Source organism: Bacillus sp. K7 (genome assembly GCF_053903245.1).
Genome location: NZ_CP096406.1, coordinates 3505483 through 3523023, shown reverse-complemented (window position 1 = coordinate 3523023; position 17541 = coordinate 3505483). Strand labels below are relative to the sequence as shown.

Below are 17541 nucleotides of genomic sequence, written 5' to 3'. Positions count from 1 at the left end.
TGTAACAAGATGAACACCACAGACAGGCAAATCACGTTCTCCGCTCTTTCCGCTCTTCTTTCCTATCCGGATGAAGAGTGGAGAGCCGAGCTTCCCGATTGGAAGGCTCTTATCCATGAAATCAGCAACCGGCACATCCGGGAGAAGCTGCTGCGCTTTTTCAAGGCGTCTGCGAACTTTACTCAAGAAGCGCTGATTGAACACTATGTCTATACATTCGACTTCGGGAAAAAAACGAATATGTACGTCACTTATTTCAACTCAGGCGAGCAAAGGGAACGCGGGATTGAATTGCTGCATTTAAAAAACACCTACCAGCAATCCGGTTTCATGCCGACAGACAAAGAGCTGCCTGATTATCTTCCGCTTATGCTGGAATTTGCCGCGGTTGCGGAGATCGAAGCTGTGAATAGCGTATTTGAAACCTATTTGTCCAATGTGAGGGAGCTGGCATCCCGCCTCGAAAAAAATGACAGTATCTATGCGGAGTTGCTGCACGTGCTGCTGGCCGTGCTGGAAAATATCGGCTTGCGTGAAAGCGTTGAAGGGGCTGTTCAGCCATGAGTGGGCAGATCCTGTGGGGCGTGATGCCATACATTGTCATGACGATCTTCATCGGCGGCCATATTTACCGCTATCAGCATGACCAATTTGGCTGGAACGCGAAATCAAGCGAGCTATTAGAAAAGAAAAAACTTGCGGCGGGCAGCACCCTTTTTCACTGGGGCATGCTGTGCGTGATCGGCGGCCATGTCATGGGCATTCTGATCCCGGAAGCCGTGTATTCTTCCCTTGGCATTTCAGAGCATATGTATCACAAAATGGCGATTGGCGCGGGCCTGCCGGCGGGGATCGCGGCTTGTATCGGACTTTTCATCCTGACGTACAGAAGGCTGTTTGACAAAAGAATCCGCAAAACCAGCACGCCATCGGATATTCTTACGCTGATTCTGCTGCTGTTTATGATGCTGTCGGGCCTTGCCGCCACATTTCTCAACATTGATTCAAAAGGATTTGATTACCGGACAACAGTAGGGCCGTGGTTCAGGGAGATCTTTTTGTTCAGGCCTGACGCCTCTTTGATGGAGAATGTCCCGCTATGGTTTAAGCTTCATATCATCATAGGTTACGTCGTTTTTATCCTCTGGCCGTTTACAAGATTGGTACACGTGTTCAGTCTGCCGCTCAAATATCTGACACGAAGCTATGTCGTGTATCGGAAACGCTCGTGAAAATCCCCCTTGGCAAGAGGGGGATTTTTTATCAAATTAATATGATGGAGATATGATCTGCCAAGGCAATGGCTGGGCTGCCGGGTATCCTGTTATGTTTGTATGTGGAAAACACATCATCTAACAAGGAGAGTGAAGAATGAAGCGGATTTTACTCATTTTAACTGCTTGTCTTATCACAAGCGCCGGAGTCCTGACACTCAGGCATTCTCACGTATTAACCGGCGGCACAGCAGGATTGTCACTAAGCCTGTCTTACTTGTTTCATTCCTCGTTTGCTATGATCTTCTTTCTGGTCAATATCCCGTTTTATGTTTTTTCACTCATCAGAATGGGCATCACATTCACCTTATCCACTGTATTTGCAGTCACAGCGCTGACTCTGTTTACAAGCGCGGATCACTGGCTGCCGTCTGTCTCTTTTTCACCGCTTGGCGGGGCGATTTGCGGCGGAACGCTGATTGGATTCGGCCTGTCGCTCATGTTTTATCATCAGGCATCGCTCGGGGGAGCCAATATCCTCGCTTTATTTCTGCAAAAGCGCTACGGATGGAACCCGGGTACGGTCAATTTCATCTTCGATTTTGGCGTAGTGCTGGCTGGCATTTACTCCGTTGGATTGATGAAAGGCCTCTTCTCCATAGTGTCGATTGCGGTGACGGGTTTGATCGTCAGCTTCTTCAAAAATAAAATCAAAAGCAGCTACTCACTCAAACCCGGGTTACTCCGGAACATCACACCCGGCCAATCACAGGAAGCCTCATCTTAAGCCTTTCCGCCTCGTGCGGCGGGGCTTTTTTTGCAAGGTTTACAGACGAGAGAAAAGAGGTATAAGGAGGTAATCGAATCAGATTGGAGAGAGTGAGAATGCTAAAAAGGAGACTGGAATTTTTCTTTTTATATATGATGCTTATCGGGGCATATGTCATATGGTTTTTTCCGGTTTCCAGGCTTGAATTTTACGGAGGATTGCTTTGCTATGTCACCATTATTTTTTTCAGCATCTATTCGTTAATTGTTGAAAATCGCACCTCTCAGCACACGCTGTTATGGATCCACATTCTCATCTTTTTTCCAATCATCGGCTACATGTTTTATCTGTTTTCCGGACAGCTTTATGTGAAGGGAAAGCTGTTTAAAACAAAACGAATGTACAACAGGGAAAAGCTCAGGAAGCTGTTTCACATGGAGGAAACGCCGGAAGTGACAGGCCTGAAGGACAATCAGGAGAGGTTTTTTACGTATTCCATCAGGGCCGCCCATATGAATATCAATACGAAAAGCGATATGAAAGTGCTGAAAAACGGCGAAGAAACGTTTCCTGATATTTTCAAAGCGATGAGGCAAGCGGAATCTTATATACATATTGAATACTACATGTTCAAGTCGGACATGCTCGGCCGCGGCATGATGGACATTATGATGGAAAAAGCGCGTCAAGGCGTCGAGGTGCGGTTTTTATATGACGCTGCAGGAAGCATCAAGCTGGCAAGAAGAGATATCATGAAAATGAAACAAGCAGGAGTGGACATCGTGCCGTTTTCTCCGCTGAAATACGGATTTTTCAACCAGAAACTGAATTTCAGAAATCATCGGAAAATCGTGGTCATCGACGGGAAAATCGGTTTTGTGGGAGGATTAAATGTCGGGAAGGAATATATCAGCAGAGATCCGTATATCGGGTTTTGGAGAGACACTCACTTGCGGCTGGAAGGAGAAATTGTCCAAACGCTTCACGCCATTTTTATGCTGGATTGGGAATACGTCTCCAATGAAGTGTTGATAGATCAAAAGGAGTACAATACGCCGGTTCCCGTGGAGGGAGGGGGCATATATCAAATTGTCGCGACTGGCCCTGATGCGAAAGAAAGCATGAGCGACTTATATTATGAAATGATTACCTCAGCGCAGAAATCAATATGGATCGCCACGCCCTATTTTGTCCCGAATGAGTCCATTCGCACGGCGTTGAAAGCAGCGGCGACAAAAGGCGTAGAGGTAAGGGTCATGGTGCCGGAAAAGAACGACAGCTTTTTGACGCAATACGCGTCAAGATCCTATTTCCCGGAGCTGCTCCTTGAGGGCATTGAAGTGTACTCTTACCAAAAAGGCTTCATGCATCAAAAAGTCATGATCGTTGATGGGGATCTCGCCACGGTCGGTACAGCGAATATGGACATGCGCAGCTTCCAGCTCAACTTTGAAGTGAACGTGTTTTTTACGGATGCCGAAGCGATCCGCACCCTTGAAGGCCATTTCGAAGAGGATATGCTGGACAGTGAAAAGCTCAGCCCTGTCGGCTTTTATAAAAGGGGAGTGGCCGACCGGACAAAAGAATCCTTTGCCCGTCTATTTTCAGGTGTTCTGTAAGAAAACAGAAATCCGCCCTTTCAAAACAGCCAGTGTATAGTATAATTTTGAGAAAAGTGATCAGTTATTTATGCATTGGGGGAAAATAGGGTGCTGCGGCAATTTTTTTCGTATTATAAACCATATAAAACGTTGTTCTTTCTTGATTTTTTCTCGGCGATCGCGGGAGGCTTAATGGAGTTGAGCTTTCCTTTGATCGTCAATTATTTTATTGATACCTTGCTTCCGGGCAGGGACTGGGGGCTGATTATCGCGACCTCAATCGGTTTATTTGCGGTGTACGCGCTCAGCTCGGCTCTCCAGTATATCGTGACATACTGGGGGCATATGCTCGGGATCAATATTGAAACCGATATGAGAAAGTCGCTTTTTGACCATTTACAAAAGCTCTCGTTCAAATTTTACGACAACAACAAGACGGGAACGCTCATGTCGAAGCTGACGAACGATTTAATGTATATCGGCGAAGTTGCCCATCACGGCCCGGAGGATTTATTCATTGCCATCATGACCATTCTGGGGGCATTCGGGGTGATGCTGTTTATTAATTGGCAGCTGGCATTACTCACGTTTATCATCATGCCGATTGTCATTTGGCTAGCGCTTTATTTCAACAAAAAAATGACCAAAGCATTTACCATGCTGAACAAAGATATCGGAGACTTCAGCGCTCGTGTAGAAAATAATATCGGCGGCATCCGGCTCGTGCAGGCGTTCGGCAATGAAGCGTTTGAAAAAGAACGCTTTGACGTCAACAATCAGCGTTTCCGTATCACAAAGCTTTCCTCATACAAAATCATGGCGAAAAACGGCTCAATCAGCTACATGCTGACTCGGTTTGTCACGCTGTTTGTGCTTTTGTGCGGAACGTGGTTTGTCATTCGCGGCTCCTTATCGTACGGGGAATTCGTGGCCTTTGTGCTCCTGACGAACGTGCTGTTCAGGCCTATTGACAAAATTAACGCCATTATCGAAATGTATCCAAGGGGAATCGCCGGTTTCAAAAGCTATATGGAACTGATGGAGACAGAGCCGGATATTCAGGATTCCCCTGATGCGAAAGACGTTTCCGGCCTGAAGGGCAACATCCGCTATGAACATGTTTCGTTTGGCTATGATGACCAACACAATGTCCTCAATGACATCAACTTATCCATTCAAGCGGGGGAAACGGTTGCGTTCGTCGGTCCGTCAGGCGCGGGGAAATCAACGCTTTGCAGTTTGCTACCGCGCTTTTATGAAGCATCAGGGGGCGACATTACGATCGACGGCGTCAATATTATAGATATGACGCTGTCTTCGCTGCGGGGGCAGATTGGCGTCGTACAGCAGGACGTTTTCTTGTTCTCGGGCACGCTTAGAGAAAATATCGCCTACGGCCGATTAGACGCATCAGAAGAAGACATTAGGCAGGCAGTGAAGCAAGCGCATCTGGAAGAGCTCGTCCATCACTTGCCGGATGGGCTGGATACCATCATCGGTGAACGCGGCGTGAAGCTTTCCGGCGGACAAAAGCAGCGCTTGTCCATTGCGCGGATGTTCTTGAAAAATCCGTCGATCCTGATTCTCGACGAAGCGACCTCAGCTCTTGATACAGAAACAGAAGCGGCGATCCAAAAGGCGCTTCAAGAATTATCCGAAGGGCGCACAACGCTCGTCATCGCCCACAGGCTGGCGACGATCAAAGACGCGGACAGAATTGTGGTTGTCACAAAGAATGGAATAGAAGAGCAAGGGCGCCATCATGACCTGATTGAAGCCGGCGGTCTTTACAGCAGGCTGCATCAGGCGCAATTCGGAGAAATGTCAATGTAAGTGTAAAAAATAGAAAGAGCATGTTTTGGAACAAAACATGCTCTTATCGTTTATATATGTTTTTTCACTTGAATAAATTGAATGACTGGATGAGTGATATATGCAACACATAAAGCGATAAATAATGTATAGTTTGTTCCGTTATTGATAAAAAAGAAGTCGATGATCCAAAGAATAAATAATGTAACGATGACAATATGATAACTCGTATGGGCACTGTTTTTTATGATTTGTTTACCCATTTCATCCTTCTTTACTTCTTTTTTTGACTTCCACGTAAAGATTTGGCTCCAAGCCACTACTAAACTAATCAATAGTAACCAATCCGTCGCACTAAAAGATGCTCCTTCAATTTTAAAATAGCTAAGTAAAGTACCACCGAAGTATAAGGTGATCGCAATAAGAGAAAACAAACTAAGTACTTCTATTCTTTTCATTTCTTACTCTCCTCCTGTTCGAATTGAAACAATTGATCAACTGTTATCCCTAAACAATAAGCCAATTGAAAAGCAAGAGATAAACTTGGATCATATTTATTATTCTCAATAGCATTAATGGTTTGCCGGGAAACACTGCATGCCTTAGCCAAATGCTCTTGAGAAAATCCTTTTTCCTTTCTTGCCTGTTTAATCTTGTTTTCCATAAGCGCTCCTCTATGTAAAAGATGTTTTACACTTCTATCGTAGATGAATCTTTTTGTAATGTCAAACATATTTTACATTTTGTTAAACCATAAGAAAAAGGATAGACATCTTGTCTATCCAGCTTGTAGAGAAAACGACGTTTTTTCTACAAGCTTTTTTGTTTTCTACTGTTTCTTTAGTTGTTCAGCGGATTTCAAAAACTGAAAAAGAGCTCCCACATACCTAGCCCTGCTTGGCTAGGTATGTGGCAATCTTCTTCATGTTCTGGCATGCGGCTGTGAGGAGAACTTGTTCACTCACATTCCGTTTTCCCCTCAACCTGCAATAGCGAAGCCCATGCAGCTGTTTTGAATCTGCAAAGCTTCGCTCTATTTTTTCTTTTCTTTTTTTATAGAGGTTTTTTCCTGAAACAGATAAGCGATTTTGTCTGATCTTTTCTTTGTGGTCCTCCCATACATGCCGGGTGATGACCTTTTGGCGGTTCTTTGATCTTGTGCATTGTTCAAGCAATGGGCACGCGAAACAGGTTTCAGGATTTGATTTATATGACCGGTAGCCTTTTCGGTCAGTTGTTGAGTATGTAAGTGTTTGCTGGTTCGGGCAAATGTATCTGTCTTGTTCACTGTCATAATGAAACTTCCATTTTGGAAACAAGCCTCTAGTAGGGTGATATCGTCTATGCGCAATAACGCCAAAAATATGGCGGTCAGCTAATCCTTTACAGATCGGAGTCGTCAAATAACCAGAATCAAGAGCGACGGCTTCTACTTCAAAATCAAATCGTGCAATTTGGTGATCTAATCGGTCAAGATAGGGCACAGAATCATGGACATTTCCAGGCGTAACATAGGCGTCGGTGATAATGTTATGTTTCATATCCGTTGTTCGGTGATCTAAGTAAAAGAAACCCTCCGGTTTGTTTTCACGATACATATATCCACTTTCAGGGTCAGTTGTACTGTGGCGGATCTCTTTTTCAGCTTTCACCTCCTCTTTGGCTGGTAATGGCTTTTTTCCGTGCTCCTCCCGATCTTCTTGAATGGCTTCATTTAAATCTTTGATATAGTTTTGTGTATCCTGTTCAATCGTTTTTCTTGTGTATTTGTGCTTGTTGGCATTGGCTTTCAGATGAGTTGAATCAGTGAAAAGGACACGTCCGCCCACCATATCATGATTGATGGCCTGAAGAACGATCTCATCAAAAATGTCTTGGAAAATCGTTGTATCTTTAAAGCGTGTGCGTCTGTTCCAGCTGATGGTGGAGTGGTGCGGAACTGGGTCATTGATATTCAGGCCCAAAAACCATCTGTACGCCATATTGTAGTAAATTTCTTTTTCAAGCTGTCTTTCTGAACGGATACCGTAGAGGTAGCCGATAAACATCATTTTGAATAAAATCAGCGGATCGAGTGAGGGGCGGCCTTTGTTTTCGCTGTAGTAAGGCTTAACCTTTTCAATGATAAAAGAGAAGTCTATGTGTTTATCGATTTTTCGAAGCAAATGATCCTCTTCGACGAGTTGGTCAAGCAGAACAAATTCGGCTGCGTTTTGAGAAGAATTTCTTGTGTGGAACATAAGAAAGACACCATCCTTTTTAGTCTTTCTTTTATTTTATTACACGTGAATGGAGATTTTAAGGAAAAATAAAGGCTGTCGAGATTTTCTCGACAGCCTGGATAGACATCTTGTCTATCCTTTTTATATGTAAGTCAGAGCGCTTCTTTTTCAGCAGGCTCGATGATATTTTGAAACTTTTCTACCAGCTGGGACGCTTTTGTGCCCTCCACTACAATGAGATATTCTTTCTCATCATGAGCCATGCGGAACGTCTCGAGCTCAATTAAGTTTTTGATTTTGCACATCGTTTTCTTCGAATAAATATAGACCTCGTGGCTGCCGGAATGGCACATTTTATAAAGATGAATCAAATTTCTTAAAGTAAATGCCTGTGCGGCTACTTTTAGAGACTTGATGTTTTTCATAATCTTTCTCCTCCATCGGTTGTTGTCTTATATAGCGTATGTTCCCAGAGCGGACGAGCTTTAAACCTGGTGATGCACATTTATGATTTCCATTGCAGTGTGCCGCCGCCGATGCGTTTGACGCCGCGGATGGAGCTTAATTCATCCATCAGGCGGAGAAGCGCTTTGTCTTTCTGCTTTGCTTCAATCATGAAATCAATATTGGTCCCCCATTGCCTGAAGCGTTCCAACAGCGGCAGCAAAAAGTTGGCGTCAACATAATCGGCATGGCTGCGTATGGCCTGCTCCGATTTTGGGGAAGACAGATGAACCTTCGGCTGCAGCCCAATCCGCTCCCACGTTTTGATCATCCGGGGCAGTGCTTCATTCAGGTCTGCGTGATCATCTGGATTTGCGTAAAAATGATGAAAATCAAAGACGAACGGAACATGTTCTCGTTCGCAAACCTGAAGCGTTTCTTCCGTCGTATATGTTTTATCATCATTTTCAAGCGTCATCCGCTGTTTGATCTCCTCCGGAAGCTGCTTTACATTTTGGTGAAACTGGGCAATGGCGGTGTCTTTATCTCCGTAAGCGCCGCCTATATGAATGTTAATGACAGAGCGCCCGGCAATGCCCATGGCGTCAAGCATGCGGTAGTGGTAAGCCATATCGGTTACCGCATTTTTTGTGACGTTTTCCTTCGGGCTCGTGAACAGAGTGAATTGGTTTGGATGGAAGCTTGTTCTCAGATGATGTGTTTTGACAAGCTCCCCGATCTCCCGAAACTCCTTTTGAAAAGGCGTCACAAAATCCCACATGACTTCGGGATGCGTGGCCAGCGGCACAATTGAGCTGGAAAAACGGTACAAAGGAATGCCGTGGCCGATGATATAGTGAAGGGTTCTGAGTGTATTGTGCAAATTGGCTTTTGTCACAGTTAACAGCGCTTCTTTTCTTTCATCCTTTGATAGCTTTGAATAACGCGCGAATGTCAGTGTTTTAGCGGGAGACGCCTCCCAAAGGCTCATCGCGTTTGAAACGAACCCGAATCTGAAAATCATAGGAATTCTCCTTTATAAAAAATAAGATAATGCTCGGCCAAGCCATTCCGCCGGGCGCTGCCTGAACGTGCGCTTTTTGAAGTTGTCCTTTGTCAGCAGCTCTGACCTTTTCATATCCTCTTCAATCGTGGCATAGACTTCTTTTGTAAATGCTTCATTATCAATTTCGATATTCACTTCTTCATTTAAAAAAAAGCTGCGCTGATCAAAATTGGCGGTCCCGATGATGCTGAAATGATCGTCTATGATCAGGGCTTTCACATGATAAAACCCCTGGTAAAAACGATAGATCAGACAGCCGGCATCTAAGAGTTCCGAATAATAGGTATAAGCTGCTTCCCGGACCAGCGGATGATCTGATTTCATCGGCACGATGATCGTAACGGCTACACCGTTTTTTCTTGCTTTGACCAAGGCCTGTTGAAGCGGTTTTGTCGGAATATAATAAGGCGTGCAAATCGTAATGCGTTCTTTTGCCTGCGCGATATTTGCCAAATACGTTTTTTCAAGAGAATAACCGTCAGTCGCATAAATCTTATGAGAGATATTCCCTTGCGGAAGCTCTGGCCAAACATCCGTGCCAAGTTCAATACCGGTATTTCGTTTAAGATCGGATGCAAAAAGCGTTTGAAGATCATGCACGCCTTCTCCCTTCATGCGCAGATGATAATCCTCCCAATTGCCGAACTTCGCCTTCTTTCCAAGGTATTCCTCACCGATGTTAAATCCGCCGATATAACCGATTTCTCCGTCTATCACAGCGATTTTCCGGTGATTCCGTTTTTGCATATGAAAAAAGAAAAAAGGAAAACGGGGCTTATTCAGAAAATGCACATGAACCCCGGCATTTTTCATCGTTTCCAGTGCCGGTTGTTTAATTTTTTGGCATCCCGACCAATCCAGCAGCAAATAAACAGAAACACCGGCTTGTGCTTTTGTTTTCAGCAGCGTAAACATATTGTGGCTGACCTCATCGTTTTTCATAATGAAAAACATCACGTGAACAGAGGAAGCTGCCTGGCTGATATCTTTCATCATCCGTTCCACAAGATCAGCGCCGCAGTGGATCAATTCGATATTACTTTTCTTTTTTGAAAAAACAGGTTCGTACGCGTTTTTTTTGTAAACGGCACGCCCCATGAAGATATCAAGCAGTATGAAAGCCAATAGTATAATGACGATGATAAGAATCGCGAAAAATATCTTCATCCCGGCACTCCTTTCTGTTGTAAAGGTAGTGTGCCCTAACAGCAGGAATTTAATTATTGACTGAACACTCATTCATTATTTATCATAAAGGTAATCTTATACAGATTCGAGGGTAGGGGATCGCGGTCTTTATCAGTAAAAAGGGGGAATTGGAATGAGCGGCTTTCTCATCGCAAACGCATTGTTATTTCTGATTGTAACCGCTTACGCTGTCTATTTGTTTGTCTATTTGATCAAAACGAGACTGGCCTATATCAGACTCGGCCAAAAAGAACAATTTGATCAAAGGATCAAGGAACGGCTTCGCGCCATATGGGTGAATGTATTCGGACAGAAAAAACTGCTGAAGGACAAGAAGAGCGGAATCATTCATGTCATGTTTTTCTACGGGTTTATATTGGTTCAGTTCGGAGCAATCGACTTTATCATCAAGGGACTGGCTCCTGGCCGGAATTTGCCGCTTGGCCCTGTTTATCCCGCCTTCACCTTTTTTCAGGAAATTGTTACGTTTCTCATTTTAATCGCTGTGGCTTGGGCATTCTACAGACGTTATATTGAAAAGCTCGTCAGGCTGAAACGCGGCTTCAAAGCAGGGCTTGTTCTCATTTTTATCGGAGGATTAATGCTGACGGTACTGCTGGGAAACGGAATGAATCTCATCTGGCATGAGCATGGGCTTTCTTGGAGCGAGCCGATTGCCTCAGGTATCGCGTTTTTGCTTGGCGGAGTCGGAAAAACGGGCGCGGCGGTGATTTTCTATATCGCATGGTGGGTGCATCTTCTATTTTTGCTGAGCTTTTTGGTATACGTGCCGCAGTCAAAGCATGCCCATCTCATCGCAGGCCCTGCCAATGTCTTTTTCAATAGAATGGAAGCGGCCGGAAAGCTTGAAAAAATCGATTTTACCGATGAAACGAAAGAAAGCTACGGTGCGGGGAAAATTGAAGATTTCAAGCAGTCTCAGCTGCTTGATCTGTACGCGTGTGTTGAGTGCGGCCGCTGCACCAATATGTGTCCGGCAACAGGCACCGGAAAAATGCTGTCGCCGATGGACTTGATTTTGCGTCTCAGAGATCATCTCACAGAAAAAGGAGCCGCCGTCACTTCACGCTCGCCTTGGGTGCCCGCGGCAGCGTTCCGTCATACGAGAGGAAATCAGCTGGCGGCGGCCTCATCAGGAAGCGGATCGCAGGAAGCCGCTGCCGCGCTGGATGACGAGCTGAGCTTGATTGGCGATGTCATCACCGAGGAAGAAATTTGGGCGTGCACCACTTGCCGAAACTGTGAGGATCAATGCCCGGTCATGAACGAGCACGTGGATAAAATCATCGATCTCCGCCGCTACCTCGTACTGACAGAAGGAAAAATGGACAGTGACGCACAGCGCGCCATGACAAGTATCGAGCGGCAGGGAAATCCGTGGGGCCTCAATCGCAAGGAACGTGAGAATTGGCGTGACGCGGCGCCGAATACAGAAATTCCGACCGTAAAAGAATTGAAAAAAGAGGGAAAAGAATTTGAGTACCTTTTCTGGGTCGGTTCGATGGGGTCTTACGACAACAGAAGCCAGAAAATCGCAATCTCCTTTGCCAAGCTGCTCAATCACGCGGGTGTGTCCTTCGCGATCCTTGGCAATAAAGAAAAAAATTCAGGGGACACGCCGCGCCGCTTAGGAAATGAGTTTTTATTCCAAGAGCTGGCTGAAAAGAATATTGCTGAATTTGAAAAAAATCATATCAAAAAAATCGTGACGATCGACCCGCACGCATACAATTTATTTAAAAACGAGTATCCTGATTTCGGCTTTGAAGCAGAGGTTTATCACCATACAGAAGTGCTGGCTGATCTTGTAAAGAACGGAAAATTAAAGCCGCAACACCCGCTTCAAGAGGCGATTACCTTCCACGATTCATGCTACTTGGGCCGGTACAACGAAGTCTATGATCCGCCGAGAGAGATTTTGAAAGCCATTCCGGGCGTGCAGCTGATTGAAATGGAGAGAAACAGGGAAACCGGCATGTGCTGCGGCGCCGGCGGAGGGTTAATGTGGATGGAGGAAGAAACGGGCAACAGGATTAACGTCGCGCGGACAGAGCAAGCGCTTGCGGTCAACCCATCGGTGATCAGCTCGGGCTGTCCTTACTGTCTCACAATGCTTGGGGATGGCACAAAGGCAAAAGAAGCCGAGGACCGGGTCAAAACGTATGATGTTGCCGAGCTTCTGGCTCAATCTGTCTTAGGGGCTGTATGAAAATGGGGGAGAAGCCATGAATTTTTCATTGTCAGAAGAACACGAGATGATACGGAAATTGGTGCGCGACTTTGCAAAGCATGAGGTGGCCCCGTCAGCTGCAGAACGCGACGAACAAGAACGATTCGACCGCGAACTGTTTCGGGAGATGGCGCATTTAGGGCTGACGGGAATTCCGTGGCCAGAAGAATACGGAGGAATCGGAAGTGACTATCTGGCCTATGTGATTGCGGTGGAGGAGCTTTCGAAAGTGTGCGCCTCCACCGGTGTGACGCTTTCCGCCCATATCTCTCTATGCAGCTGGCCGCTGTTTGCCTATGGGACGGAAGAACAGAAGGCAGAGCACTTAACACAGCTGGCCCTCGGGGAGAAAATCGGTGCTTTCGCTTTGACGGAAGCGGGGTCCGGCTCTGACGCCGGCGCCATGAAAACGTCTGCTGAACGAATCGGTGATGACTATGTGTTAAATGGCGCCAAAGTGTTTATCACAAACGGCGGTATTGCGGATATGTACCTTGTTTTTGCAGTCACGGATCCCGAGAAAAAGAAAAAAGGCATTTCCGCTTTTATTGTAGAAAAGGATTTCGAAGGATTTTCTGCAGGCAAGAAAGAAAAGAAGATGGGCATCCGCTCGTCTCCTACAACAGAAATCACGTTCGAAGATTGTGTTGTTCCCGCGGCGAACCGTCTCGGAGAGGAAGGCGAAGGCTTCAAAATCGCGATGGAGACGCTTGATGGAGGCAGAAACGGCATTGCCGCCCAAGCCGTGGGCATCGCTCAGGGGGCGCTTGATGCCGCCCTTCAGTACGCAAAAGAAAGAAAACAATTCGGAAAATCGATCGCCGATCAGCAGGGCATCGCATTTAAACTCGCAGATATGGCTACAATGATAGAAGCTTCAAGGCTATTGACCTATCAGGCGGCATGGCTGGAATCATCAGGCCTTCCATATGGAAAAGCTTCCGCCATGTCCAAACTGTTGGCGGGGGATACGGCGATGAAGGTGACGACCGAAGCCGTGCAGATTTTTGGCGGCTACGGCTATACAAAGGATTATTCGGTTGAACGCTATATGCGTGATGCGAAAATCACGCAAATCTATGAAGGCACTCAAGAAATTCAAAGACTTGTCATCTCCAGAATGCTCGCGGATTGACGCAAAATATCTATCAGTCGGACCACTCTTGTAAAATTATTTAAATTAACGCTGTTAAGGGTAGCATATTCTGTTTTATTTTGTTTATAATGAGAGGTATGGTTTGTATAAGAACGATACAAAATCGCTTTCATTATTGATAAAACAGATACATATAAGTAATAGAAAGGGAGTGTCCGACCTTGGGTATCAAACAATATTCACAGGAAGAGCTAAAGGAAATGGCTTTAGTGGAAATCGCTCACGAATTATTTGAAGATCATAAAAAACCAGTTCCTTTTCAGGAGCTTTTAAATGAAATTGCATCTTTGCTCGGTGTGACAAAAGAAGAGCTTGGAGACCGCATCGCTCAATTTTATACAGATTTAAATATTGACGGCCGCTTCCTGGCGCTTTCTGACCAGACTTGGGGGCTTCGCAGCTGGTATCCGTATGACCAGCTTGATGAAGAAACTCAGCCGACAGTTAAAGCGAAAAAGAAAAAAGCGAAGAAAGCAGTCGAAGAAGATCTTGATCTTGACGAGTTTGAAGAGATCGATGAAGACGACATTGATTTGGATGAAGTCGAGGAACAACTTGATCTTGATACCGGCGATTTTGATGATGAAGATATTGACGAAGACGACGATGAACTTGAGATCGAAGAAGATCTGATTGATGAAGATGAAGATGAAGATGACGACTATGATGAAGATGAAGAGGAAATCAAATCGTAAAAGATCATCTTTAAAACAATCTTGACTTTCAAAGTCGAACTATGTAGTATGTATTTTGGGCTCTTCAAAAACGAAGAGAGAACATAGTGCGTTTTGCTCCCTTTCAAGAAATTGAAAGGGAGCTTTCTTATTTTCACCCCTCATTTTTCTTAATAAATCATTTAAAAGGCTAAATGATTTTCTATAAAACAGTACATTTTAAACATGTAGCTAAGAGCGAAGAGAGGAGCAAACGAAATGACGAAATATATTTTTGTAACCGGGGGAGTTGTATCCTCACTTGGAAAGGGTATTGTAGCTGCTTCATTAGGACGTTTGCTGAAAAACCGCGGAATGAACGTGACAATTCAAAAATTCGATCCATACATCAACGTCGACCCGGGAACCATGAGCCCGTACCAGCACGGTGAAGTATTCGTAACGGATGACGGCGCTGAAACAGATTTGGACCTTGGTCACTATGAGCGTTTTATCGATATCAACCTGAATAAATTCAGCAACGTGACTACAGGTAAAATTTATTCAACAGTTCTTAAAAAAGAACGACGCGGTGACTATCTTGGCGGAACGGTACAGGTCATCCCGCACATCACAAACGAACTGAAGGACCGTGTGTACCGCGCGGGGAAAGAAACAAACGCAGATGTCGTGATTACGGAAATCGGCGGTACTGTCGGGGATATCGAATCACTGCCATTCCTTGAAGCCATTCGCCAAATGAAGAGTGACATCGGCCGTGAAAATGTCATGTACATCCACTGTACGCTTGTGCCTTACATTAAGGCTGCGGGCGAATTGAAAACAAAACCGACACAGCACAGTGTAAAAGAACTGCGCAGCTTGGGCATTCAGCCAAATATCATCGTTGTTCGTACAGAAATGCCGATTTCTCAAGATATGAAAGATAAAATCGCGCTATTCTGCGATATAGATACAAAAGCGGTTATTGAATGTGAAGATGCGGACAACCTCTACTCCATTCCGCTTGAGCTTCAAAAACAAGGGCTGGATAAGCTTGTTTGCGATCACATGCAATTAGATTGCAAAGAGGCGGAAATGTCCGAGTGGAAAGCGCTTGTTAACAAGGTCAGCAATCTGTCTCAAACGATCACGATCGGCCTTGTCGGGAAATACGTTGAGCTTCCTGACGCGTACATCTCTGTCGTTGAATCACTCCGCCATGCGGGTTATGCGTTCGACACAGATGTAAAAGTGAAATGGATCAACGCGGAAGAAGTAACAGAAGGCAACATTAAAGAGCTTACGAACGGAACGGACGGTATCATCGTACCGGGCGGATTCGGCGATCGCGGTGTTGAAGGCAAAATCGTCGCAACAAAATACGCGCGCGAAAACAACATTCCGTTCTTGGGCATCTGCCTTGGCATGCAGGTTGCATCTATTGAATACGCACGGCATGTATTGGGCTTAAAAGGCGCCCACTCAGCCGAAATTGATCCGTCAACTCAATACCCGATCATCGACCTTCTTCCTGAACAGAAGGATGTTGAGGACCTCGGCGGAACGCTTCGCCTCGGCCTTTACCCTTGTAAGCTTGAAGAAGGCACAAAAGCCTTTGAAGTGTATCAGGATGAAGTGGTGTACGAGCGCCACCGCCACCGTTATGAATTCAACAACGAATTCAGACAGCAAATGGAAGACCAAGGCTTCGTATTCTCAGGCACAAGCCCTGACGGACGCCTTGTTGAAATCATCGAGCTGAAAGACCACCCTTGGTTCGTGGCTTCTCAGTTCCACCCGGAATTCAAGTCAAGACCGACAAGACCTCAGCCTCTATTCAAAGGCTTTATCGGAGCGTCTGTCGAAGCTGCAAATCAGAAGTAATAAAAAAGACTTGCCGTTTTTATCAAAAGCGGGCAAGTCTTTTTTATTTGTTTCCGGCAACATACAGCATGTACAATAAGATATTATGCATACTCTTGCAGAATTTCTTTTAATGTAAACGATAGAACATGGTAGACATACAGTGCTGTCATTAAAGAGGGAAATCCGTAACGGGTGCCGTCTTCATCGGGAACAAGCGGCATTTTTAATTTGGAATCAATATGTACATCGCAATATGGTTCCATTCCCGCACTGTCTTTGGCTGCCGGCGATACGCATACGACTCCCGCACCCTTTTCATAAAGCTCTTTTGCGAGCGCCTGCTCTTCGGCTGTGCCCGTCCCTGAGCAAAACATCAGCACTCTGTCACTTTCTGTCACTTCATCAGCACTTTTTGGAAAAGGTTTGACGGAAGGCAGCGGTTCTGTGCTTTCGGCAGCCTCGTATAAGACGCCCTGAAGCTCATTTGCTCCGTATATATATATGGAATGCCCGCTGACCACCGCTTGGGCAAGCAGCCGCGCCCCATCTTCAATCGCGTCAGATTCCTTATCCTGAATGCGGGAAAAAATACCTGTTAACTGTGTCGTGAATATTTTCAACATAAGTGAATCCTCCTTTATAACGTACAATATCAGTATACAACAAAAGAGAAAATGCTCAGAAAATGTCGTAAAGTAGACTATTATAATTAAAGGAAATAGGAAAATCAAACAGAATACATACACTACTGCTTACTTTTGACGAAAATCATAATATTGGGGTGTAAAATGATGAATGAAAAAATTTTAATCGTTGATGATCAATACGGCATACGTATTTTGCTTAACGAAGTGTTCAATAAAGAAGGCTACCAGACATTCCAGGCTGCAAACGGATTGCAGGCGCTTGACATCGTGACAAAAGAACGGCCCGACCTTGTGCTTCTGGACATGAAAATTCCCGGCATGGACGGAATTGAAATCTTAAAACGGATGAAGGTCATTGACGAAGATATCCGGGTGATCATTATGACGGCATACGGAGAGCTCGACATGATCCAGGAATCAAAAGAACTGGGCGCTCTGACGCACTTTGCGAAGCCTTTTGATATCGATGAAATCAGAGAAGCCGTGAAAAAATATCTGCCCCTGAAGTCTAATTAACAAAGAAGATACAAATGTATGATGTCATTGTGTTGCCCATTTGTCGAAAAGTTGGTATTCTAGTTATGGAGAAAAAGCGATCTGAGTATTTACATATGACAGCAATTTATGGGTCATGCTAGGGTGGAAAGCT

The 17541-nt window shown here is 45.1% G+C and carries 16 protein-coding genes and 1 pseudogene; 10 read left to right on the top strand and 7 right to left on the bottom strand.

Annotated features, from left to right (window positions below):
* The first annotated feature begins 9 nt into the window (after positions 1-9).
* From narJ to M1D98_RS18010, 5 genes are all read left to right on the top strand, one after another.
* Complete coding sequence (narJ, locus tag M1D98_RS18030; protein WP_456279810.1) at positions 10-564, top strand: nitrate reductase molybdenum cofactor assembly chaperone; 555 nt, start codon at positions 10-12, stop codon at positions 562-564.
* Positions 561-1232 carry a respiratory nitrate reductase subunit gamma gene (gene narI / locus M1D98_RS18025; protein ID WP_121643496.1) on the top strand — a complete coding sequence of 224 codons (672 nt, stop codon included), beginning with the start codon at positions 561-563 and terminating at the stop codon, positions 1230-1232. Before narJ ends, narI begins: the two co-directional genes overlap by 4 nt.
* Positions 1233-1371: 139 nt before the next feature.
* Positions 1372-2001: a YitT family protein gene (locus M1D98_RS18020; protein ID WP_268526265.1), complete on the top strand. Its 630-nt coding sequence runs from the start codon at positions 1372-1374 to the stop codon at positions 1999-2001.
* A 98-nt stretch (positions 2002-2099) separates the two neighbouring features.
* Positions 2100-3602: a cardiolipin synthase gene (gene cls, locus M1D98_RS18015; RefSeq protein WP_456279809.1), complete on the top strand. Its 1503-nt coding sequence runs from the start codon at positions 2100-2102 to the stop codon at positions 3600-3602.
* Positions 3603-3692: 90 nt separating this feature from the next.
* A complete protein-coding gene (locus M1D98_RS18010; protein ID WP_456279808.1) occupies positions 3693-5417 on the top strand; it encodes an ABC transporter ATP-binding protein in 1725 nt (574 codons plus the stop codon).
* A 50-nt stretch (positions 5418-5467) separates the two neighbouring features.
* Here the strand turns inward: M1D98_RS18010 and M1D98_RS18005 are convergent, their stop codons facing one another.
* The 6 genes from M1D98_RS18005 to cls (M1D98_RS17980) all read right to left on the bottom strand — a co-directional run bounded on the left by M1D98_RS18005 (position 5468) and on the right by cls (M1D98_RS17980) (position 10295).
* Positions 5468-5854: a hypothetical protein gene (locus tag M1D98_RS18005; RefSeq protein ID WP_456279807.1), complete on the bottom strand. Its 387-nt coding sequence runs from the start codon at positions 5852-5854 to the stop codon at positions 5468-5470.
* A complete protein-coding gene (locus M1D98_RS18000) occupies positions 5851-6060 on the bottom strand; it encodes a helix-turn-helix transcriptional regulator (protein WP_010328954.1) in 210 nt (69 codons plus the stop codon). The genes M1D98_RS18005 and M1D98_RS18000 overlap by 4 nt, the downstream gene beginning before the upstream one ends.
* Positions 6061-6283: 223 nt before the next feature.
* Positions 6284-7636 (bottom strand): IS1182 family transposase, encoded by a 1353-nt coding sequence (locus M1D98_RS17995; protein WP_010329164.1) that lies wholly within the window; start codon positions 7634-7636, stop codon positions 6284-6286.
* A 134-nt stretch (positions 7637-7770) separates the two neighbouring features.
* Positions 7771-8043 (bottom strand): hypothetical protein, encoded by a 273-nt coding sequence (locus tag M1D98_RS17990; RefSeq protein WP_010328953.1) that lies wholly within the window; start codon positions 8041-8043, stop codon positions 7771-7773.
* 80 nt (positions 8044-8123) lie between these two features.
* Positions 8124-9086: a UV DNA damage repair endonuclease UvsE gene (gene uvsE / locus M1D98_RS17985; protein ID WP_010328952.1), complete on the bottom strand. Its 963-nt coding sequence runs from the start codon at positions 9084-9086 to the stop codon at positions 8124-8126.
* A gap of 12 nt (positions 9087-9098) precedes the next feature.
* Positions 9099-10295, bottom strand: coding sequence for a cardiolipin synthase (gene cls / locus M1D98_RS17980; protein WP_268526257.1), 1197 nt, complete (start codon positions 10293-10295; stop codon positions 9099-9101).
* A 154-nt stretch (positions 10296-10449) separates the two neighbouring features.
* Here cls (M1D98_RS17980) and M1D98_RS17975 point away from each other — a divergent pair.
* From M1D98_RS17975 to pyrG, 4 genes and pseudogenes are all read left to right on the top strand, one after another.
* Positions 10450-12566 (top strand): annotated as a pseudogene (locus M1D98_RS17975) (heterodisulfide reductase-related iron-sulfur binding cluster).
* Positions 12563-13702: an acyl-CoA dehydrogenase gene (locus M1D98_RS17970; RefSeq protein ID WP_456279806.1), complete on the top strand. Its 1140-nt coding sequence runs from the start codon at positions 12563-12565 to the stop codon at positions 13700-13702. The pseudogene M1D98_RS17975 and the gene M1D98_RS17970 overlap by 4 nt, the downstream one beginning before the upstream one ends.
* A 182-nt stretch (positions 13703-13884) precedes the next feature.
* A complete protein-coding gene (gene rpoE / locus M1D98_RS17965) occupies positions 13885-14418 on the top strand; it encodes a DNA-directed RNA polymerase subunit delta (protein WP_010328948.1) in 534 nt (177 codons plus the stop codon).
* A 237-nt stretch (positions 14419-14655) separates the two neighbouring features.
* Entirely contained in the window at positions 14656-16263 is a 1608-nt protein-coding gene (gene pyrG / locus M1D98_RS17960) for a glutamine hydrolyzing CTP synthase (RefSeq protein WP_456279805.1), read from the top strand.
* 83 nt (positions 16264-16346) lie between these two features.
* On the opposite strand, the gene M1D98_RS17955 is transcribed toward pyrG, so the two are convergent.
* Entirely contained in the window at positions 16347-16868 is a 522-nt protein-coding gene (locus M1D98_RS17955; RefSeq protein WP_456279804.1) for a DUF2529 domain-containing protein, read from the bottom strand.
* Positions 16869-17033: 165 nt separating this feature from the next.
* On the opposite strand from M1D98_RS17955, the gene spo0F reads away from it, so the two are divergent.
* Positions 17034-17408 (top strand): sporulation initiation phosphotransferase Spo0F, encoded by a 375-nt coding sequence (spo0F, locus tag M1D98_RS17950; RefSeq protein ID WP_082022673.1) that lies wholly within the window; start codon positions 17034-17036, stop codon positions 17406-17408.
* Positions 17409-17541: the final 133 nt, after the last annotated feature.

Excerpts from the sequence above, each read along its gene's own strand:
- narJ (WP_456279810.1), top strand. The coding sequence starts at position 10 with ATGAACACCACAGACAGGCAAATCACGTTCTCCGCTCTTTCCGCTCTT.
- narI (WP_121643496.1), top strand. The coding sequence starts at position 561 with ATGAGTGGGCAGATCCTGTGGGGCGTGATGCCATACATTGTCATGACG.
- M1D98_RS18020 (WP_268526265.1), top strand. The coding sequence starts at position 1,372 with ATGAAGCGGATTTTACTCATTTTAACTGCTTGTCTTATCACAAGCGCC.
- cls (WP_456279809.1), top strand. The coding sequence starts at position 2,100 with ATGCTAAAAAGGAGACTGGAATTTTTCTTTTTATATATGATGCTTATC.
- M1D98_RS18005 (WP_456279807.1), bottom strand. The coding sequence starts at position 5,854 with ATGAAAAGAATAGAAGTACTTAGTTTGTTTTCTCTTATTGCGATCACC.
- M1D98_RS18000 (WP_010328954.1), bottom strand. The coding sequence starts at position 6,060 with ATGGAAAACAAGATTAAACAGGCAAGAAAGGAAAAAGGATTTTCTCAA.
- M1D98_RS17995 (WP_010329164.1), bottom strand. The coding sequence starts at position 7,636 with ATGTTCCACACAAGAAATTCTTCTCAAAACGCAGCCGAATTTGTTCTG.
- M1D98_RS17990 (WP_010328953.1), bottom strand. The coding sequence starts at position 8,043 with ATGAAAAACATCAAGTCTCTAAAAGTAGCCGCACAGGCATTTACTTTA.
- uvsE (WP_010328952.1), bottom strand. The coding sequence starts at position 9,086 with ATGATTTTCAGATTCGGGTTCGTTTCAAACGCGATGAGCCTTTGGGAG.
- cls (WP_268526257.1), bottom strand. The coding sequence starts at position 10,295 with ATGAAGATATTTTTCGCGATTCTTATCATCGTCATTATACTATTGGCT.
- M1D98_RS17970 (WP_456279806.1), top strand. The coding sequence starts at position 12,563 with ATGAATTTTTCATTGTCAGAAGAACACGAGATGATACGGAAATTGGTG.
- pyrG (WP_456279805.1), top strand. The coding sequence starts at position 14,656 with ATGACGAAATATATTTTTGTAACCGGGGGAGTTGTATCCTCACTTGGA.
- M1D98_RS17955 (WP_456279804.1), bottom strand. The coding sequence starts at position 16,868 with ATGTTGAAAATATTCACGACACAGTTAACAGGTATTTTTTCCCGCATT.
- spo0F (WP_082022673.1), top strand. The coding sequence starts at position 17,034 with ATGATGAATGAAAAAATTTTAATCGTTGATGATCAATACGGCATACGT.